The sequence below is a fragment of the Pseudomonas sp. GW822-FHT07A10 genome, assembly GCF_058798795.1.
The window spans coordinates 70,245-90,376 of the sequence record NZ_JBXAKV010000011.1; the positions used below are offsets into that span (position 1 = coordinate 70,245).

The window sequence follows — 20,132 nt, forward strand, 5'->3', positions numbered from 1 at the left end:
AACAGGCGGCGCCCCTTATTCCGGCAGTCCCGCTATGCGTAGACCGTCCACCAGCGTGGCGAGATTCTCCGGCCGGTGGATCGGTAGCCAATCAGAGATAGTGCTGAGGCACAACGTAGGATCGAGCTTGCGCAAATGGTCCATTGCACGCTGCGCTTCGGCCATCCGTCCGGCAAGCGCATGGCTCGCTGCAAGGATGGCGACAGCCAAAAGAAAATCGGGCAACTCCCGAAGTGCTTTCTCTGCCCATGACGACGCCGTATCGAAGCGCCCCACGAAGAGATTCGCGACCGCCATTCCGGCTTGCATTCTGTACAGCTCCGGGTCCAGGGGGCTGAACCGCATGGCGTGCGTAAAGTACTCGATGGCTGCATCGGTTTCGCCGTGCCAGAGCCTGAGGAACGCGCCGAGGAACCACGCGGCGGCGAGGTTCGGATTGAGCACGAGTGCCTTGTCCAGCAAAGCAATGCCACCCCGCAGGTCGCCGGCAAGATAGCCAAGCGTGTGGCCGCTTCTGGTGAGAGCGACCGCATCGCCCTTGTCCAACTCCACTGCCCGGCGAGCGAGTCGGATACCCTCCGCGACCTCCCGTGGATGATCGGTCATCCAGCGATTGGCTTTGCGCCAACTATGACACCAGGCCGCCATCGCATAGGCCGATGCGAAATCCGGGTCGAACTCTATGGCCCTATGGAAGAGCGGCAGCGCCTGGTCGATGGCCTCCCGGGTGCCATGATGAAGCTTGGCCATTGCGCGCAGATAGTAATCGTAGGCGTCGAGGCTTTCGGTGGGCGTGTGCCTCGCACGTTCGATCTCTGCCCGCTCAAGCTGTGGTGCGATTGCGCCGACCACGCTTTCGGTGATCTGGTCCTGCAGTTCGAAAATGTCCCCCAGCACACCTTCGAAACGGCCTGCCCAATGGTGAGCCCCGGTTGTCGCATCGATCAGCTGGGCCGTGATGCGCACGCGATTGTTGGCTTTGCGCCAACTGCCCTCCAGCACATAGCGAACGCCCAGTTCGCGACCGACTTGTTTCACGTCCACCGTGCGGGTCTTGTAGGTAAAACTCGAGTTGCGCGCGACGACAAACAGCCAGCGATACTGCGACAGCGCCGCGATGATGTCCCCTACCACGCCGTCGGCCAGGTAGTCCTGCTCTTCGTCCCCGCTCAAGTTCACGAACGGCAAGACCGCGATGGACGGTTTGGCCGGCAGCGCCGGCTCGGATGCAGAGGCTTGAACCGAGGGGGCGGATTCGGTGCCTGGAAGGCCAACGCAATCCAGCGACTTGACGTCGGCGACGAACCGGAATCCCTTGCGGGCCACCGTTCGAATCACACGCTGCTGCTGACCGTTGTCACCGACTGCCTTGCGCACCGCATTGATGTGGCTGGCCAGGGTCGACTCGGAGACGATTCGGCCGGTCCATATCGCATTGATCAGGTCGTCCCGGCTGACGACGTGCTCGCGGTTCTGCGCCAGGTAAACCAGCAGGTCGAAAACCTGGGGCGCAGTGGCAACGACCTGGGAGGCCCGAAGGAGTTCTCGCCGGTCCAGGTCAAGCACGCAGTCATCAAACACCAATAGCATTCAGGGCTCCTGTCCCGTACTCACGCGTCGGGCACATGCCCGTGGTTACCGGCCGACGATTGGCGGCCAGGCGACGTGATTTATAACACGGGTTCCTGGACAAATAGCCAAGCCAAATTCAATGGAAACCCAAGGCTTCGACAAAGTATCGCGCCCGGCTGGCGAGCATGCTCCCTACATCGATCACTGCAACGAATTTGATCGACACCCAACCGAGGAGCGGGACATGAAAATTGTCGTTATTGGCGGTAGCGGACTGATCGGGTCGAACATTGTCAGCAGGCTACGTCTCTATGGACACGAGACGGTGGCGGCCTCGCCACGTACGGGCGTGAACACCCTCACTGGCGAGGGGTTGGCCGAAGCGCTTGCCGGTGCCCAGGTCGTCGTCGATGTGGCGAACTCTCCCTCATTTGAAGACCGGGCCGTCATGGAATTCTTTCAAACGTCCGGTCGAAACCTGCTTGCAGCCGAAGCGGCCGCTGGGGTGGAGCACCATGTCGCGCTCTCTGTCGTAGGCCCCGATCGTCTTCCGCAAAGCGGTTACTTCCGGGCAAAAGTCGCCCAGGAAGAGTTGATCAAGGCGTCGAAGATCCCCTACACCATCCTGCGTTCGACGCAGTTCTTCGAGTTCATCGAAGGCATTGTCAATTCGGGTGCCGACGGCGACACGATTCGCCTCTCGCCTGCCCTTATCCAGCCCATCGCATCGGATGACGTCTCGGCGGTGCTGGCCGATCTTGCGGTCGGGGCACCGGTCAATGGCATGGTCGAGGTGGGCGGACCGGATCGTTTCCCTCTCGACGAACTGGCGCGCAAGTTTCTTGCCGCGCACCACGACAAACGGCAGGTCATCGCCGACGTACATGCGCGCTACTTCGGCGATGAGTTGAATGATCGATCCCTGGTCGCGGGCGACGACGCGCACATCGGTCCGACACGCTTCCTGAACTGGCTCAGCCGCACATCGGCTTAAGGACCGCGCCAGTCAGCCAGGCAGGACGCTATCGAATCTCCACCTACGTATTTCTCACACAGAGGATTCACCATGACCCAGCGCATCGATTACCAGAAGCAATCCCCCGAGCTGCTCAAGAAGTTCGTCGAGTTCAGCCTTGCCTTCAAGCAATGCGCCATCGAGGAGTCGCTGCGCGATCTCGTGGATATCAGGGCATCGCAACTCAACGGCTGCGCCTTCTGCGTGGACATGCACGTGAAGGAAGCCACGATCCATGGCGAGCGGCCGCTCAGGATCCACCATGTCGCCATCTGGCGTGAGTCAACGCTGTTCAGCCCACGCGAACGCGCGGCCTTGGCATGGACCGAAATCCTCACCCAGATTCCCGCCCATGGCGTGCCTGATGAGCTCTATGAGCGTGTTCGTATACAACTCTCCGAGAAAGAGCTATCGGACCTGACCTTCCTGATCATGTCGATCAATGCCTGGAATCGCATCAACGTGGGCTTCCAGGTCGTGCCCGGCTCGTACGACAAGGCATTCGGCGTAGACAAGTCCGGCCTGTCCTGACCGCGCACAGTGTGGGAGTGACCTGTGGCGAGGGGGCTTGCCCCCGTTGGGCTGCGAAGCAGACCCAAAATCTCTGACACACCAAAGATCTTGTGAGTGCTACGCACTCAAACGGGGCGATGCGGCGATCCGACAAGCCCCCTCGCCACAATGACTGACCGACATTAACCCCTGACAGATCGACAACGAGGAACACGCCATGTCCATTTTCAGAACGTTCGCCATAGGGCTTCTGTTGACCACCGGCACCGCCGGCGCACAGGAGGCATTGCCACCGGCGCAGGTAACACCGCTGATGACCAAAGCACTGGCGGACTATCCCGATAAGGAAGCGGTGATGATCACGGTGGAGTTTCCACCGGGTGGAGGCGATCCCGTGCATCGGCACAATGCACACGGATTCATCTATGTGCTGGAGGGTTCGATTGTGATGGGCGTGCGCGGCGGCGAATCCGTCACGCTGACACCGGGCCAGACCTTCTACGAAGGCCCGGACGACGTCCACACGGTCGGGCGCAACGCCAGCCTCACCAAACCCGCCAAGTTTCTGGTCGTCCTGTTGAAGGACAAGAGCAAGCCCATTTTTACTCCGGTGCACTGACAGCACCGCCCGCACACGCGGCCAGCTGCGTGCTCGGTGACGCCCTACTCGGCCGACATCATCCGTTCAACGATTTCGGCCTGGGGCGATCCCTTCCTCGACAGGACGCTGCAATGACCTCACAACGGCTGCTTTCACAATTACGGCAGTGCGCAATCGCAACCCTAGGCGCAGTTTCGCTGGCCGGCTGCATGGTCGGCCCCGATTTCGTGAAGCCTGAGAATGGTCTTCGCGAAGTGGTGCTAGCGCCCAGACAGGACCACCCAAGCGTCCCCCTGACTTCCGACGCCGCAGTGCCCTCCCAATGGTGGTTGTTGTTCAACGACGCCGTGCTCGCCGAGCTGCAATCACGTGCGCAGGCTGACAACCTTGATCTGCTCATAGCCTCCGAACGCATTGAACAAAGCCGGGCGCAACTGGGCATCGCCTCCTCGCAGTTGCTGCCCAGCGTGGCGGCCAATGCCAGCTACACGCGTGAGGGGCTCAGCGAACATGGCAAGTTCGCCGCCCTGGGAGCGCCTACTGCCCCCGATAATTTCTGGCAGCTTGGATTCGATGCCAGTTGGGAGCTCGACCTGTGGGGCCGTGCCCAGCGCACGCGCGAAGGTGCTGCAGCGACCCTGGAAGCCACGGTGTATGACCGCGAAGCGGCACGGGTAGCTTTGTCCGCCGAAGTGGCGCGCACCTATTTGCAGTTGCGCGGAACGCAGGCACAACTGGACATTGCGCAGCAAAATCTGAGGATTGCCGAACGCACCCTCGGCCTGGCCGAAAGCCGCGAGCGTAACGGCGTCGCGACGCGCTTCGAAACCTCGTCCGCTCGCGCGCAATTGGCGACGATCAAAGCCTTGGTTCCCGATCTGACCCAGCGCCGCAACGCCCTGATGAATGCACTGGCGTTGCTGTTGGGAGAGCAGCCGCGCGCACTCGATGCGCAACTGCGTCAAGCCATGCCCTTGCCTTCGCTGCCGACTCGTGTACCGGTCGGCGTCTCTTCTGAACTGGCTCACCGGCGACCCGACATCCTGCGCGCCGAAGCCCAGCTGCATGCCGCGACAGCCGCCATCGGTGTGGCCAAGGCCGATTTCTACCCACGTATCGGCTTGAAAGGAAAAGTCGGCGTGGAAGCTTTTGAAAGTGGCGATCTCGCGAGTTGGGACTCGCGCTTCTTTTCCGTCGGCCCGACGGTTTACCTTCCGATCTTCCAGGGGGGACGGTTGACGCAACGCCTGGCCCTGAACGAATCACGGCAAAAAACCGCCGCGCTGGCTTATCGGCAAACGGTATTGCGAGCCTGGCATGAAGTGGACAACGCCCTGGATGCCTGGGCGGCCCAACAACGCCGGCACGCTGAATTGCTGGATTCGTATGAACAGAACAAGCAGGCACTGCAGTCTGCCGAACGTGGCTATCAGCAAGGCGCTACGGACTATCTGAGCGTACTGACGGCGCAGCTCAATGTGCTTGCCAGCCAAACCAGTCTCAACGACAGCGCAACCAACGCCACGCTCACCGTGGTCAACCTCTACAAGTCGCTGGGTGGCGGTTGGGACCCGCAGGTTGGCATCGATCACTCGACGGCACCTCCATCGGTTGCCCTCGCGTCTCCGGTCGCTGCACCCTCGAAGGCCGGCCAATGAACGGCGTCGCGTTGTCGCCAGCGCACGTCCCTGCTACCGCAGCGCCCGGGGCCAAGCCCTCGATACGCCCAATGGCAGGTCTCGTCGGGATTTTCATCGCAGCCATGATGGCTGGGTTGAACACCCGCGTCGGCGCATTGGCGTTGGCCGATGTACGTGGTGCACTCGGTTTTGGCCTCGACGATGCCTCCTGGCTGACCACCGCGTACAGCGCCGGGGAACTGATTGCCATGCCCTTTGCGGCATGGTTCGCCATTACGCTTTCGCTGCGCCGCTTCGAGCTGTGGATGCTCGGCAGTTGTGCGCTGCTGGCGGTGATCCTGCCCTTCATCCACGATCTGAACCTGCTGCTGACCTTGCGCTTTGTGCAAGGCATTGCCTGCGGTACGACGATTCCGTTGCTGATGATGGCGGCGCTGAAATTCCTGCCAGCGCCCATCCGGCTGTATGGGCTGGCGCTGTATGCGATGACCGCGACCTTCGCGCCCAATCTCTCGATCTGGCTGGCCGGGTACTGGACGGATGGGCTGTTCGACTGGCACTGGGTGTACTGGCAGATCATTCCCCTGGCCCTCATCGCCGGATTGTTGGTCGGGTGGGGACTGCCGCGGGAGCCCATTCAGATCGCACGCTTTGGGCAAGCCAATTGGTCTGGCATGGCTTGCGGTGTGCCCGCGCTCGGTTTGATCACCGTTGCACTGGATCAAGGCGTGCGGCTGGACTGGTTTCATTCGCCCTTGATCACGTTATCGCTGGTGGCCGGGCTGGCCCTGCTGGCCGTCTACCTGCTGACTGAGTGGTATCACCCCTCGCCGTTCATAAAATTGCAGATCCTCGGCCGCCGCAACCTGGGACTGGGTTGCATTCTGTTCGTCTGCCTGCTGGTGGTGCTGATGTCCAGCTCACTCTTGCCGGCCAGTTATCTCGGCCCTTTGCAGAACTACCGCCCCCTGCAAATGGCATCGATCGGTCTGATCGTCGCCTTGCCGCAACTGGTCCTGGGGCCTGTCGTGGCGCTGCTGCTGTATCAGAAGCGAGTCGATGCGCGCATCGTGTTCACGTTGGGGTTGTTGTTGATCGCACTGGCATGCTTTTGCGGCGCGCAATTGACCTCCGACTGGAACCGCGAGCAGTTCGTCGTGGTGCAAACGCTGCAAGCCTTCGGCCAGCCAATGGCGGTGGTATCGATGCTGTTTCTGGTCACCAGTGTCGTGCAGCCCCCCGAAGGACCTTATGTGTCCGGCACCATCAACACCCTGCGCGCCTTCGGTTCACTGGCCGGTGCGGCAGTGGTCGGACAGCTGATGACCATGCGCGGTCGTTTCCATGGGGAAATGCTGCTGGACCATGCGGCCCTGGCAGATAACGCCCTGGCGCTTGAGCCGTCCCAATTGATGGACCTCATCGGCCAGCAGTCGCAGGTGCTGTCGATCGCCGACGCCTATCGCGTGCTGGGCATTCTGGCGCTGGTGTTGATTCCTCTGGTGCTGCGGCTGACCTACATCACCGCACCCGACGTGCGCGCGGCCTCACCCTCTACCTCTCCTTCATCTTCCTCACACGGATAACTCATCATGGCCTTGCCAAAGAAAGCCAGGATCATCAGTGCGGTGCTACTGCTTGCAGTGGCGATCGGCGGTGTTCTCTATCTCAATCGCCCCGAATCCAGAGCATCGACCCAGTCCACGGACGATGCCTACGTCCTCGCCGACTTCACCACGGTTGCACCGCAGGTGTCGGGAACGGTCGACTCAGTGATGGTCGAAGACAACCAGCTGGTTAAGAAAGGCGATCTGCTTGCGATCATTGACGACCGTGATTTCGTTGCGGCCCTGAACGCGGCGAAGGCCGAGGTCGCCAGTGCCCGGGCCGGCATCGCCAGCCTGCAAGCGCACCTGATTCAGCAGGAAACCGCCATCCGCCAGGCCCAAGCGGCCGTTGCCGCAGACGACGCTGCGCTCAAGCTGGCCAGCGTCAATCAGACCCGTTATCGCAACCTGGCCACCGACGGCTCGGGAACGGTGCAAGCGCGGCAACAGGCCGAAGCGCAATTGAGCATTCAACAGGCCCGTGGGGAAACGAGCCAGGCGGGTTTGCAGGCCGCTCGGCAGCAAGTGGATATCCTGAAAGCTGATCTGGAGAAAGCCAGGGCGGCTCTTGCCCACGCGCAAGCCGCACAAGCCACCGCAGAGCTGAAACTTTCCTATACCCGCATCACTGCGCCGATCGGCGGCACGATCGGGCAGAAATCGGTACGTATCGGTGCCTTCGTCAATGCCGGAAAACCCTTGCTGTCGATCGTTCCGCTCGATGCCGTCTATGTCACGGCCAACTTCCGGGAGACGCAACTGGCGCGCGTACAAAAGGGTCAAGCCGTGGATATCGAGGTGGATGCCTTGCCGGGCGAGACGCTGCAAGGAACGGTGGACAGCCTGGGACCGGCCAGCGGAGTCACCTACTCCGCCGTTGCGCCACACAACGCCACTGGCAACTTCACGAAAATCGTCCAGCGCTTGCCTGTACGCATTCGCATCGATCCCGATCAGCCCGCGGCGGCGAAGCTGCGAGTCGGCATGTCCGTGACGCCGAAAATCCGTATCCGGTGATATGACGCCGGCGTGTCTCGTTACAATGCTCCAAAAGCTACTCCCAAGAATGAGAATGACCTTGCAGAGCCTAACCCCGACACCCGCCCTCACCGCCCGCGAAGTCTGCCAACGCCTACGAGACGCCGCCCTGGAAGTCCTCCCGTTGCGGCGCCTCCACGAGCCGTGTGAACCCGGCCTGGTACAGGTCGATATCGAAGGCTGGCGTCTGACCCTCGACTTCGACGGCAACCACTTGCACCACTGCCAACACTGCCGGAGCCCGGACGGTCGCGAGGGAACACTCCAGGCCTGGCGTTACGGTACAGACCCGGTCAGCTTGCTGAGCACCTGGGAGTTGGCGCAGGTCGAGCGGCTATTGAGCTAACGCGATCAGCTCTGTTTCACGTACTGGATCACCTCTTCAAGCGTGTCTATGTCTGGAGCATTGCTCACTAACGCTTGCGGGCAGCACCATGGGTAATCCAGATGCGATAGCCACTCCATGATGCAGTGCAGATCAGTCGCTGGCAGGGTTTTCATGTGCTCAATGGTGATAGTGAGCCTCTGGACAAGTCCCGACTCGGGGCTGAACTGCCATTCATACAGACCGCAACCGACCCGGGCGTCGCCGGAGTGCTTGTCGGACATGCCAACCAGCCATTTGCACTGGAAGGTTTTGGCCTGCGGTTCAGGCGGGTGTCCCAGGCAGAAGGTATAGACGTTTTCGAAGGTCTGGCCGAACCGCCTGACCAGCACATCACCGATAGGCCCAAGGCCTTCGACGTGGGGTGGAAACGAGATGGATCCGGTGTGCACGACCATGTCCAGTATCGCGTCTGGCGCAAAGGCCTGGTCTAACAAATGTGGACGGTTGCCGTCCTTGGCTTTGATGTACTGTCGAATCGATAGTTGAGCAGTGTTCATTGTTTGTCCGTCGTATCCATACTGGGTTGAGAGCCGCCTCATTCGAGGCTCACATGACTATGACACATGAGCCCGTACGCCTTTACAAAGCACTATTCCATAAATCCGTCACCAGCATGCAACCGGGCGCATGGGTGATGCACAGCGGCGGACGTGAAGCTTGCACCACCGATTGCGGGGTCACGCCGCAGGCCCAGAACACCGGGATTTCGTCGGCCTCGATCGGTACGGCATCGCCGTAGTCCGGGCTGCTTAGCGAATGAATGCCGATCAGCGCCGGATCACCGATGTGTACGGGCGCCCCATGGACATTGGGCATGCGTGCGGTGATCTGAATCGCCTGGATCGCCGCGGCGGCTTTCATCGGGCGCATGCTCACCACCATTTTGCCAGACAGGCGAGCGGTGGAGCGTGTGTCGATGTTGGTCCGGAACATTGCGACATTGCGCCCCAGATCTATGTGCCTGAGGCGGATACCAGCCTCAAGCAGGGGTTGTTCAAAAGAGAACGAGCAGCCGAGGGCAAAGGCAACCATGTCGTCCTGCCACAAATGCTCGATATCCGACGGTTCTTCGCTCAACTCGCCATGGCGATAGACCCTGTATCGGGGCACGTCATGGCGGATATCAATGGCCGTCCCGAGATTACGAAAATGCGGATCACCCGGCTCGGTAACGTCGAGCACCGGACACGCCTGTCGATTGAGTGTGCAATACCGGAGAAATTCGTTAGCCCAATCATTGGGCAGAATCACGATATTGGCTTGCACCCGACCTTGGGCCAGACCGCTGGTGTGGTCCCGATATTGCCCGGCGGCGATGCTTTGGCGAAGGGCCAGAGGGGAACGCTGCTGCAATTGCTCAAAGGACAGGACTGACTGATTCATCACGGCATCTCTTCGGGTTCGATGACTCTTTTTAGAAAACCATGACGACGCCGTCCAACTAGGAATGTTGTTACCCCCGAACAACTAATAGTTATTCAAGGGGCTGTCGACTGTTGAGACCGGGCGTTGGAACCATTCGAAGCGGGCCGACATCTTCAGCGTATTGGCAAACCACTTGGCGGCTCATGTTTACGATGCTCTCGATCAATTCCAGGCCGACCCCGGCGCGCCACGAAGCCACGACATCCAATTGCGGCAAGCTTGTGCCCGGTTCCAGCTGAATCAGCTCGCCACTGGCCAAGGGCTTAGCCACTAATGCGGCCGGTAATGCGCCAATACCGAAGCCGTCTCGAATCAACCGGGTCATGGCCGAAACAGAGTTGACGCAACTGACTCGCGGCGTACTGATGCCATGGGCGTGCAGAAGGTTGAGTACATCCTGATGAGGTCGTGAGTTTTTAACGAAGGTGATGATGCGCTCACTGGCCAACTCGGCAAGGGAGGCAAAGGGTCGGGCATAGATCGAGTTGCTGGCGGCGATCCAGTGCATGGGATAGTGCGCCAGTTCGAGATTACGTACGCTTTCGTGGCGGATCAGGTCAGTCTGGAAAACGATGTCCAGATAGCCCTTTTGCAACTGGTCGCACAGGTTGCGCGCGGCGTCGGCGTTGATCTCGATTTCCACGGTGGGGAAAGTCTGCATCAAGGTCGACATGAACGGGCTGAGCCAGGTGTGGATCACCGTATCCATCACGCCGATACGCACCAGGCCCTGCTGCTGGCTGGTGTTGTCCAGCGAGTGCTTCAACGCTCGCTGAACCTCAAGCATCTGCTCGGCATAGTCGAGCACTTTCACACCTTCGGGTGTTAGCGACACCCCACGCGAATCACGCACGAACAAGCGCAGGCCCAACTCCTCTTCCAGCGAGGCAATCCGGCTGGAGATAGCGGCCTGAGTGCTGAACATTTTCTCCGCGGTCAGGCTGAAGCTTTGCAGTCGGGCAACCCAGACGAAGGTTTCGAGAAATTTGAGGTTCATGGCGACTCTCGTGGCTTTCGCAGCTTTTGTATGTGCGAGTGCGGACACTGCTCTCCCACAGGGAAACATGTTCGGCACCCGGCAATTGTTACTCCAGAAGCCGTCGCGCAGGTATCAAATTTTCTTATGTGCAACCTCGCTTTTTTCCCGTTTGACGCCATTCTGCCTCGGCGCGAAGAATCCACGCCATGACGCAGCCACTGCGTCTGCCTCCCCACGACACCGCCTTCACAAAAAAATAACGAGGCGTGTCCGTCATCTTCGCTTGCTGCCGCAGGAACCCCTATGGAAAAGACCATAATTGACAGCGTGCCTTCAGGCACGGGCCGCGCCGGCCCGTTCAGTTGGTACGGCCCTCTGTCAAAAAATGAAAAACGCACATTCTGGAGCTGCAAAATCGGCTATGCCCTGGACGGCATGGACACTCAGATGCTGAGTTTCGTTATTCCTACGCTGATCGCCACCTGGGGCATCTCCAAGGGGGATGCCGGAATGATCGGCACCTGTACGCTGCTGGCCTCGGCGGCAGGCGGGTGGGTTGCCGGGATTTTGTCCGACCGCATCGGCCGGGTACGAACCCTGCAACTGACGGTCCTGTGGTTCGCGTTCTTCACCTTTTTGTGTGGGCTGGCGCAGAACTACGAGCAATTGCTGGTGGCCCGGACGTTGATGGGCTTTGGCTTCGGTGGTGAATGGACGGCGGGCGCGGTGCTGATCGGCGAAGTGATTCGCTCACAGGATAGGGGCAAAGCGGTAGGCATGGTGCAGGCCGGGTGGGCTCTGGGTTGGGGGCTGACGGCGTTGCTCTATGCCGGGTTGTTCAGCTTTCTACCGCCGGAAGAAGCCTGGCGGGCACTGTTCATGATCGGGTTGGTGCCGGCGTTGTTTGTGCTGGTGATTCGCCGGCTGGTCAAGGAATCGGACACCTTTGAGCACACCCGGCGTGAGCGCAAGGCCAAACCCGAGCAGGATTCGCCGTGGGCGTTCTTCGAAATCTTCGCACCACGGATGCTCAGCACCACCTTGCGTGCGTCGTTGCTGACCACCGGCGCGCTGGGCGGCTACTACGCGATCACCACCTGGTTGCCGACCTACCTGAAAACCGAACGGGGCCTGAGCGTGCTCGGCACCGGGGGATATCTGGCGATGGTTATCGTCGGTTCGTACATTGGTTATGTGACCAGTGCACTGCTGACCGATGCCATCGGTCGCAAGAAGAACTTCATCCTGTTCGCTGTCGGCTCCATGGCGATAGTCCTGGCCTACACCCAGTTGCCCATCGATAACAGCTTGATGCTCTGGCTCGGGTTCCCGCTGGGCTTTTTCGCCTCGGGCATCTTCGCCGGCATGGGGGCTTTTCTCACTGAGTTGTTTCCGACTCGCATGCGTGGTTCGGGCCAGGGCTTCTGCTACAACGCCGGACGCTCCATCGCCGCGCTGTTCCCGTTGCTCATCGGTGCGCTGAGCGACAAGCTGCCAATTGGTACGGGTATCGGAATCTTCGCAGCAGGTGCTTATGGCGTGGTGATTCTGGCGGCGCTGAGTCTGCCGGAAACCCGCGGTCGACAACTCGAGTCCTGAGCCCCGACACGTCTGAGCAAGACTGCTCAGACGTCGCTGATCCACTTCTTATCGACAACATCGGTCGCGAGCGGCAACGCCCCCCGAGAGGGTTCGCTCGCGCCTGCAAAAGGAGCATGGCATGAACGATTTCATTTCCACCCAGCGCGTGTACGTCCCGGTTGGCACATTGCTCGGCTTGAGCCTGTTCTGTGCACCGGCTGCCCAGGCGGATTTCATTGCCGACAGTAAAGGCAGTCTCGAAGCGCGCAACTTCTATTTCAATCGCGATTTCCGCCAGGCAGGTTCGCGGGACAAGGCAGAGGAATGGGCGCAGGGTTTCCTGTTGCGGATGGAGTCCGGTTACACCGCCGGCACTCTGGGCTTTGGCCTGGATGCCTTGGGCATGGCCGGTTTCAAACTGGACTCCGGTGGGGGGACGGCGGGCACCAATCTGTTGCCGGCGGATTTGTCCGGTGGCTCCCAGAATAGCTACAGCAAATTGGGCATGACCGCCAAAGTGCGCTTGTCCAACAGCACCCTGAAGCTTGGGACTTTGCAAATCAAGGACCCGGTAGTGAACTCCAATGACACTCGTTTGTTGCCGTCAACCTTCAAGGGCGGCATGGTCAATGTGCAGGAAATCGACCGTTTGAAGCTCACAGCCGGTCAACTCACACAGATCAATGTCGTTGACTCCACCAATTATCAGAACATGACCGCCAACCGCATCGGCGGGCAAAGCGACAAGTTCCAGTTTGCCGGGGCTGACTATCAGTTCATGCCAAACCTGACTGCGCAGTACCGCTATGGCACGCTGGAGAATATCTACCAGCAGAACTACCTCGGGCTGGTGCACTTGCTGGACCTGGGCAAGGGCCAGTCGCTCAAGAGCGACGTGCGCTATGCGCGCAGTACCGAAGACGGCAGCTTCCGTGAGCTCGACAACAAGGCCTTTGGTGCACTGTTTACCTACAGCCTTGGTGGCCATGCTCTGGGCTTCGGCTACCAACGCATGAGCGGCAACGATCCGTTTCCGTATATTGGGCGCAGCGATCCATTCCTGGTCAACTTCGTGCAGATCGGCGACTTCGCCAACATCGACGAGCATTCCTGGCAAGCACGCTACGACTACAACTTTGCCGCACTCGGTGTGCCGGGGCTGAGCTTTATGACCCGCTACATCTCTGGCGACAATGTGCAACGCGCAGCGCCAGGTGAAGGCAAGGAATGGGAGCGCAACACCGATATCGCTTACGTGGTGCAGGACGGTACGCTGAAAGGGCTGGGCCTCAAATGGCGCAACGCGTCGGTGCGTTCGAACTTCGGTAATGATCTGGATGAGAACCGCTTGATCCTCAGCTACACCCTGGCGCTTTGGTAAATGCCAGTCAGTTAAGGCGCAGCTTCTTTTGCCGGCTAGCTTCAGGTCATGCCTATGAACCCTTGCTACCGCGGAATACACAAGGCCGAGATCAATCACAAGCCAATGCGGCTGAGACAACTCAAAAGCCTGCTCAAGGAGCACCAAAGCGGACGAGCGCAGCCTCGATAAATCGTCGGAGTTTGGCTGTTCTCTGACGATTGGCCGTGTAGAGCAAATGCATTTGTCGGCTCGGTGCTTCGTAATCAGCTAACAGTCGAACCAACTCACCGCTGCGCAACGCGGGCTCAAGAAAGTCTTCGGGACCAAGGACAATCCCGAACCCGTCCAGCGCTGCCGACAGCAGTGCTTTGCTCTCGTTGACCTGCAATCGACTGACGACTTGTACCCGTTCAACTGCGGAGCCTTTGCAGAATACCCATTCGCGGTCGGCCGGCCGGGACCAATAGGCATACCCCAGACACTCATGGTTCTTCAGATCATCCGGTATTTGTGGCACTCCGCGGTCGGTCAGGTAGCTCGGTGCCGCACAGGCTACCAACCGATAAGGCGCCAACGGCCTGGCGGTCAAACTGGACGCGGTCAACGGGCCAATTCTGAAAGTCACTTCATAACCCTCCTCCACCAGATCGACGAAGCGATCGGTCAAATGCAGATCGATTTCGACTTCCGGATGTTGACGCAAAAACTCCGTCACAAAAGGCATGAGGCTATAGGAACCGAACGTGACGGGAGCGCTGATTTTCAGTTTGCCGCGCGGGGTGTCGTTCATGATCTGCGCAAGGGAGTCGGCAGCCTGAGCTTCGCTCAAAATGTGCTTACAGCGTTCGTAGTAAGCACTGCCCAACTCAGTCAGGCTCTGGCGTCGGGTGGTACGGTTCAGTAGCCGCGCACCTAGCCGCTGCTCAAGCGCGGCAACATGCTTGGCCACCATCTGCGCCGACAGGCCCAATCGCTCGGCAGCACTGGCATAGGAGCCGGATTCCGCCGCCATCACAAACGCTCCCATGCTCGTTAGACGATCCATCATTCAACACTCCTGGTAACGAGACTAAGTAGCCGATGATTATTTATCTGCCATTGGTTGGCAATCATCATGGTTTCTTCTTTTTAGCAGCGGAGCAAGGACATGCGTATCGGCATTATTGGGGCAGGCTTCATCGGACGTGCAGTGGCGCAATTGGTCATCGCCGCGGGACACGAGGCGATGCTCAGCAACTCACGTGGGCCACAGACCATGAGCAGCGTGCGCAGTGGCATTCCTGGCAGTCAGGTCGGCACTATCGAGGACGCAGCACAATTTGGCGAAGTTGTACTCGTGGCAATTCCTCTTGAGCATTACCGAAGCGTGCCAGCCAGGTGGCTAGAGGGTAAAACCGTGCTGGATGCCAATAACTACTACCCGGAACGTGACGGTCACATTGCCGCTCTCGACCGATTCGAAACCACCACCAGCCGCTTGCTCGCCGAGCATCTGCCCCACTCCAGCGTGGTCAAGGTGTTCAATGCAATCCTCGCCCAGGACCTGGTGCAGGACGCGCGCCCGAAAGCAGCGCCCGACCGACGCGCACTGCCGATCGCGGCGGATGATCCGGCGGCGAAGGCGCTGGTGATCAAGTTACTGGACGAGATTGGATTCGACGCGGTAGATGCGGGCAGTCTTGATGAAAGCTGGCGATTCGAACGGGCTAAACCCGCCTACTGCATACCGCTGGATAAAGAGGGGCTGAAGGTTGCCTTGGCTGCGGCGCATCGGCAGGTCGAATTGCCCGAGGGATCGTGGCGCCGCTGAATAGCCCACAACCTGCTGGATCGAGAGAAGGCTTGGAGCTGACTGCGGACAGTGTCAGCTTTGGGTTGTGGATTCAACCGATCGACGCAACAGGCAGCATTCGGCCAGAAGCGGACGTTGAAGTGCCTACTGAAGCTCGGCAGCGAGTCAGACGTCTGCGCTTCGTTGCAAGCTCGTTGGGCCAAAAGTACCGATTATTTTCCAAACGGTAGATTGGTGCTCTTCAAATTTGCCCCCCAAATCTAACCCTGTCCCCTTTATGGTGGCCTTGAAACTAGCATTCAATCCGTAATCATCCGAATAGGAGAGTGAGAGGTTGAAGTTTTTTAGCCCATTGTTTACGCGAGCGGTAGCAACAGCTTGCCAAAGGGCTTCATGAGGATACCAAGTCAGATTCTCCGGAATTGACGGGGCGTCATGTCCTGTCAGTTTTGCATCAAAAAGAACTGCAGAGTTCTCTACGCCCTTTTTGCCGACACCTACAGAAGCAGAATCCTGAGTCGGAGTTGTAATGCCGAGGCCTGCTGAAAAGTCCTGGTCCCAGCCACTGACATGTTCAACCTTGATTTCATTAGCGCCGAGACTCGATAGAAGCGTTATTACCTCCGCAAATTTATGCTCGAACGCCTGACGATGAAACGAGCTCGCGGTGTAGTACACCAAAGGATTCGCAGGGTGCTGGGCGTAAACAACATTTTCTCGAGGATGACCTGGCGGGAACATGAGTTTCAATTTCTTGGTTTCGGAATAGCTGAGAGTGGTGAGATCAGCTCCTTTATCAAGCGCCTCCATAATTGTTTTTATGAGCTCTACAGCTTGTTTGCCGAGAGAGATAGCAAAAGGTTCCGTATACAAGGAAAACACGGATTTGGCGATTTTTGTTGCGAAACTCTCTTCAGAAGCTGCTGGTGCCATCTGGGCTTCGCGCATTGCTTCAGCGGTTTTATCCGGGACCACGACAATCAATCTGTGGCCAATTTCGTAGCTGTCATCCATGAGGATTCGATACTCTAGGTAGGTGGGTACCCCGCACGCGGCAGCGGTCGAACATCGACTCTGCACCTTTCGGGGACAACGAGAATTGTGATTCAGGCATTTTTCAAAATGCTTGCGGCCTCGCTCGCGTTGCCTGCTTGAATCATTTGAAAAAGTCCGCGCTCGATGTCTACTACGCGTGCGGTGGGCAAGTAGGCTTGAGCGATATGAGCGAGATGATCGCACCACCCCTCATAGGCAATCGAGTTCCCCATACTGGTGGGAATACTGGTCGCATCCTCTTTAAACGCGGCTAATATAGTATCGTTGTGGATTTGATGCATTTTCATAATCTGCCTGTCCAGTGTTGCGGATTTGACCGGATCCAAGTACATGCGGATCTTGCTCACAAACGAAACCTTAGAAAACTGAGGTAGCCCCAGGTGAGCGATTTCGTAAAGCGGTGGGCGTTGGTAATTCATGAACAACGCCGACGCCTGCTTAAGCTGCTGGCTTGTAACCGCAGATCGGAAGCGCTCTACACGAACAAGGGCAAGTCCTCCCATTTGCGCAAATCCCCAGTAAAGGACATTAGACAGGCCGTCTTTGACGTCGCCCAGAGAGGAGCTGAGTAGCTGTTGCCGGATACGGATTTCCAACTGAGTAATGGAAAGCCCAACGACGGGGGTTTGAGTTGAGAAGTCATAATGCGCTGTAGGGAATGAATAGGCATTTACTGCAACGCCCAATTTTTTCACTTGAAGGGTACTGAGAGGCATCAACTGCTCCTTTGGTGCTTGAGACATGCAAGTGCTGAAGCCTCTATCAGCAACCAAGCGACAAGGCCGATTGCCACCACTAGAGCAGCCCCCGCATCATAGCCACATTAGGATTATCATGCGACGGCACCCCACAGGCCGCTATATTGGGTCGGTTGCAGCCCTTCACCACAGGCAGAAATCGGCCAAAAGCGGTCTGTGGGGCACGCCTCGTAATTCCAGGGTCACTCACAATTTTGACTCGATACGACTGACTCACTCGGGCCGGTAGCGGTAACGACTTTCCGACGCAGAATCATCATTCCCGCAGGTACAAGGCGAGTTGCACTGCGGGTCGCGGATGGCCGCCGGCCACCCGCGAGCCAGTGCCATCAAGCCAGCAGCTTAAGCTCGTCTTTACCGTACTTGAGCGATTTCTCGTCTGGAATCATCAGGCCAGTGTGCTCGTTGCGCCCCTGCAGGATGAAGCGGGCGTTCGGGGTGCCCAACTGGGTAGCGGCCTGCTGGCTGTCGGCGCCGATCTCGCCCTTCTTCATGCGGTTGACGATCACCCCCACCGCCGTATCGTTGAAGTCGCGCAGCATCCAGGCATCGCCATCGCTGTCGCCAGCCACCAACACCGGGCCATAGCCCTTCTGTTTAACCAGCACGTTCTTGATGCCGACGGTCTTGCCCGGCCCGTAGTTGAAGTGCCAGTCCGGCTGATAGCGAGTGGTGTATTTGCCGCCTTCCATCGCCATGCGCAGGCCGATCACGTTCTCAGGCGGAACGTCGTATCCGTAATGAGGATTGCCCGCGAACACGCGTACCACATCGTCGATCGAGGCGGTGCTGACATAGACGTCGATGCCGTTGGCGCGCAGCGTGTGCATCAGGCCGCGGATTTCCTCATGGATGCGGATGCCATGAAAGTGCGTATCCGCCACCACCCCGGCCTTGCCCGGCAACGTGCGTGAGCTCTCGTACTTGACCTTGCGCAGTGCGTCGCCGATGGCGTAGTTGTTGGAAGCCTCGGCCATCGCCTGCAACTCAGCCGTGGTCATGTTCTTGTAGAAATACAGAATCCACTTATAGCCGATCTCCACCGGGTAACTGTCGCAGATCGCGTCGTACATAAAGTAGAGCTTGGCGAGAAAATCCTTGTACTGCTCGCTGGCCTGAATCTCTTCCAGGCTCTTGTCGCCGGCGAGCCCCTTGTAGTTGGCGTGCAACCAGCGGTAATCCGCTTCTACGTCGCTGGCGATGTCTTCCATCTTGACCGGCTTGCCGTCCACCGTGGTGTAGTCCTTCATGAACGCGCCGTTCGGCACGTCCTGACGCACCACCTCAGCGAACTCATCGGGCGTCAGCTTGTACTGCAGATGATTGATCTGGTAGACCAGCAGCGCTTCTTCACAGTCGTTCATGATGCAGGTGTTGTCCCAGTCGAACACCGCGTACGGGCGCTGGTCAGGGCGGTAGGACGCGCTCTTGACGCCGTGCTCATCGATCACCGCCTGCAGACGCTTTTGGTTGAGCGGCGACCAGCGCGCCGGGTCCAGCGCACTTGGTGTGGCCGGGGGCGTGGCGGCTTGCGTTATGCGGGATGACAACAACAGCGGACTGACAACGGAAACGGTGGCGAGGGTGTTCAGAAACTGGCGACGCTGCATGGCATAGCTCCTACTTCTAAATGAGAGGTTACAACCGAGGCGATGGCGAAAGCGTGTTTCGAAATGCGGACGAGGGGAAGAAACCGTCCGGCCACGAGGCTAGCTCCAAATACACAAAAAAACAATAATGCCTCAATATCACACAAACATGACGCGCAGGCTGCGCCAACCCAATGATCACAAGGCCGCGCCAAACTTGACAGCGACTGACGCCTCTCCACAATGCGTGCTCGGACAGCGACTCGAACAGCAGGGACACCCGGTATGTGGCAAGAAGAGCGTTACCAGCGGATCCGCGCACTACTATCGACTTTGCAGCGCGTCACCACCGACCGCATCGTCACGGAGCTGAACGTTTCACGCGAGACGGTGCGACGCGACCTGGTCGCTCTGGAAGAACAGGGGGAGTTGAAGCGGATACACGGCGGCGCCATCCGCGTTGAAGACGAAGCGCCCATCGCCGAGCGGGCGAACATCAACGTCAAATTCAAACGTGACCTCGCGCGCGCAGCGGTCAGTCTGCTGTCGCACGGACAGACTGTGTTTATCGACGCGGGCACCACCACCGTCATCCTCGCCGAAGAGCTGGCCAAGCTGGGAGGGCTGACCGTGATCACCAACTCGTTCAACGTGGCGTTGCAATTGCGTAATCCCGCTGTGCCAGGCGGCCAGTACAACGAGGTGATCGTACTGGGCGGTTCGCTCGGCGACCGTGCTCCCGCTACGGTTGGCGGCACCACGGTGGCGGAAATTGGCCGCTATCGGGCCGACCTCGCGCTGTTATCGCCCGTCGGCATCGACGCCCAGCGCGGTGCCAGCAACTACGACCACCGCGAAGCCGAAGTGGCGCGCGCCATGGCCGACAATGCCGAAGGCGTGGTCATCCTCGCCGACTACAGCAAGATCGGCGTGGAGAGCCGCGTCGCTTTCTGCCCGCCAGAACGCATCGACGTGCTTATCACTAACCACAAGGCCAGTACCGAAGCGGCGTTCGCCGCACTGAACGCCAAGCTCAAACGTATTGTCCTGGCGTAGCAGTGGCTCGGCGGTTGCAACAGGCATTGACGCAGCGTGATGCTCTACTCTAGTGCGGCGCAACCGGGTAGATCTTGCACGACGCGACTCTCGGCGCGGGCAAACTGACCGTAACTGCATTGGCTGCGATCGCTTGCAATGGGTCGTTTACTGCCCTTG

The 20,132-nt window shown here is 59.0% G+C and carries 19 protein-coding genes; 11 read left to right on the plus strand and 8 right to left on the minus strand.

The genetic code is table 11. The features are described from left to right. Window positions 1–15: 15 nt before the first annotated feature. Window positions 16–1,590, minus strand: coding sequence for a winged helix-turn-helix domain-containing tetratricopeptide repeat protein (locus AC1RL4_RS19070; RefSeq protein WP_230175033.1), 1,575 nt, complete (start codon window positions 1,588–1,590; stop codon window positions 16–18). A 226-nt stretch (window positions 1,591–1,816) separates the two neighbouring features. Between AC1RL4_RS19070 and AC1RL4_RS19075 the strand changes: the two genes are divergently transcribed. The 7 genes from AC1RL4_RS19075 (at window position 1,817) to AC1RL4_RS19105 (ending at window position 8,332) form a co-directional block, all read left to right on the plus strand. Next, window positions 1,817–2,566: an SDR family oxidoreductase gene (locus AC1RL4_RS19075; RefSeq protein WP_204124032.1), complete on the plus strand. Its 750-nt coding sequence runs from the start codon at window positions 1,817–1,819 to the stop codon at window positions 2,564–2,566. A 72-nt stretch (window positions 2,567–2,638) separates the two neighbouring features. Beyond that, complete coding sequence (locus AC1RL4_RS19080; RefSeq protein WP_493119925.1) at window positions 2,639–3,118, plus strand: carboxymuconolactone decarboxylase family protein; 480 nt, start codon at window positions 2,639–2,641, stop codon at window positions 3,116–3,118. Window positions 3,119–3,317: 199 nt separating this feature from the next. Then, the gene (locus AC1RL4_RS19085; protein ID WP_018930042.1) at window positions 3,318–3,719 is read left to right on the plus strand and encodes a cupin domain-containing protein; all 402 of its coding nucleotides are present in this window, start codon (window positions 3,318–3,320) and stop codon (window positions 3,717–3,719) included. Window positions 3,720–3,832: 113 nt separating this feature from the next. After that, window positions 3,833–5,359, plus strand: coding sequence for an efflux transporter outer membrane subunit (locus tag AC1RL4_RS19090; protein WP_230175035.1), 1,527 nt, complete (start codon window positions 3,833–3,835; stop codon window positions 5,357–5,359). A gap of 71 nt (window positions 5,360–5,430) precedes the next feature. Then, window positions 5,431–6,927, plus strand: coding sequence for an MFS transporter (locus tag AC1RL4_RS19095; RefSeq protein WP_230175037.1), 1,497 nt, complete (start codon window positions 5,431–5,433; stop codon window positions 6,925–6,927). Window positions 6,928–6,933: 6 nt separating this feature from the next. Further along, the gene (locus AC1RL4_RS19100; RefSeq protein ID WP_230175039.1) at window positions 6,934–7,965 is read left to right on the plus strand and encodes an HlyD family secretion protein; all 1,032 of its coding nucleotides are present in this window, start codon (window positions 6,934–6,936) and stop codon (window positions 7,963–7,965) included. A gap of 55 nt (window positions 7,966–8,020) precedes the next feature. Beyond that, on the plus strand, window positions 8,021–8,332 hold the full coding sequence (locus AC1RL4_RS19105) for a DUF7693 family protein (protein ID WP_230175041.1): 312 nt from the start codon (window positions 8,021–8,023) through the stop codon (window positions 8,330–8,332). A 5-nt stretch (window positions 8,333–8,337) separates the two neighbouring features. Here the strand turns inward: AC1RL4_RS19105 and AC1RL4_RS19110 are convergent, their stop codons facing one another. The 3 genes from AC1RL4_RS19110 to AC1RL4_RS19120 form a co-directional block, all read right to left on the minus strand. Further along, window positions 8,338–8,871, minus strand: coding sequence for a hypothetical protein (locus tag AC1RL4_RS19110; protein ID WP_019580208.1), 534 nt, complete (start codon window positions 8,869–8,871; stop codon window positions 8,338–8,340). A gap of 82 nt (window positions 8,872–8,953) precedes the next feature. Then, window positions 8,954–9,757, minus strand: coding sequence for a putative hydro-lyase (locus tag AC1RL4_RS19115; RefSeq protein WP_026286717.1), 804 nt, complete (start codon window positions 9,755–9,757; stop codon window positions 8,954–8,956). 91 nt (window positions 9,758–9,848) lie between these two features. Beyond that, window positions 9,849–10,796, minus strand: coding sequence for a LysR family transcriptional regulator (locus AC1RL4_RS19120; RefSeq protein WP_018930034.1), 948 nt, complete (start codon window positions 10,794–10,796; stop codon window positions 9,849–9,851). Between the two features lie 285 nt (window positions 10,797–11,081). On the opposite strand from AC1RL4_RS19120, the gene AC1RL4_RS19125 reads away from it, so the two are divergent. Then, on the plus strand, window positions 11,082–12,377 hold the full coding sequence (locus AC1RL4_RS19125) for an MFS transporter (protein WP_230175042.1): 1,296 nt from the start codon (window positions 11,082–11,084) through the stop codon (window positions 12,375–12,377). Between the two features lie 121 nt (window positions 12,378–12,498). Then, window positions 12,499–13,740, plus strand: coding sequence for an OprD family porin (locus AC1RL4_RS19130; RefSeq protein WP_230175044.1), 1,242 nt, complete (start codon window positions 12,499–12,501; stop codon window positions 13,738–13,740). A 133-nt stretch (window positions 13,741–13,873) separates the two neighbouring features. Here the strand turns inward: AC1RL4_RS19130 and AC1RL4_RS19135 are convergent, their stop codons facing one another. Further along, window positions 13,874–14,770 (minus strand): LysR family transcriptional regulator, encoded by an 897-nt coding sequence (locus AC1RL4_RS19135; protein ID WP_172901176.1) that lies wholly within the window; start codon window positions 14,768–14,770, stop codon window positions 13,874–13,876. Window positions 14,771–14,869: 99 nt separating this feature from the next. On the opposite strand from AC1RL4_RS19135, the gene AC1RL4_RS19140 reads away from it, so the two are divergent. Next, window positions 14,870–15,532 carry an NADPH-dependent F420 reductase gene (locus AC1RL4_RS19140; RefSeq protein ID WP_019580204.1) on the plus strand — a complete coding sequence of 221 codons (663 nt, stop codon included), beginning with the start codon at window positions 14,870–14,872 and terminating at the stop codon, window positions 15,530–15,532. A 147-nt stretch (window positions 15,533–15,679) separates the two neighbouring features. Here the strand turns inward: AC1RL4_RS19140 and AC1RL4_RS19145 are convergent, their stop codons facing one another. The 3 genes from AC1RL4_RS19145 to AC1RL4_RS19155 all read right to left on the minus strand — a co-directional run bounded on the left by AC1RL4_RS19145 (window position 15,680) and on the right by AC1RL4_RS19155 (window position 18,938). Continuing rightward, window positions 15,680–16,528 carry a hypothetical protein gene (locus tag AC1RL4_RS19145; RefSeq protein ID WP_230175046.1) on the minus strand — a complete coding sequence of 283 codons (849 nt, stop codon included), beginning with the start codon at window positions 16,526–16,528 and terminating at the stop codon, window positions 15,680–15,682. A gap of 92 nt (window positions 16,529–16,620) precedes the next feature. Next, complete coding sequence (locus AC1RL4_RS19150; protein WP_230175048.1) at window positions 16,621–17,286, minus strand: hypothetical protein; 666 nt, start codon at window positions 17,284–17,286, stop codon at window positions 16,621–16,623. A gap of 371 nt (window positions 17,287–17,657) precedes the next feature. Then, on the minus strand, window positions 17,658–18,938 hold the full coding sequence (locus AC1RL4_RS19155; RefSeq protein ID WP_018925648.1) for a haloacid dehalogenase-like hydrolase: 1,281 nt from the start codon (window positions 18,936–18,938) through the stop codon (window positions 17,658–17,660). Between the two features lie 222 nt (window positions 18,939–19,160). Here AC1RL4_RS19155 and AC1RL4_RS19160 point away from each other — a divergent pair, with 222 nt between their 5' ends. After that, window positions 19,161–19,973, plus strand: a complete 813-nt coding sequence (locus AC1RL4_RS19160; RefSeq protein ID WP_230175050.1) for a DeoR/GlpR family DNA-binding transcription regulator — start codon at window positions 19,161–19,163, stop codon at window positions 19,971–19,973. The last annotated feature ends 159 nt before the right edge of the window (window positions 19,974–20,132 follow it).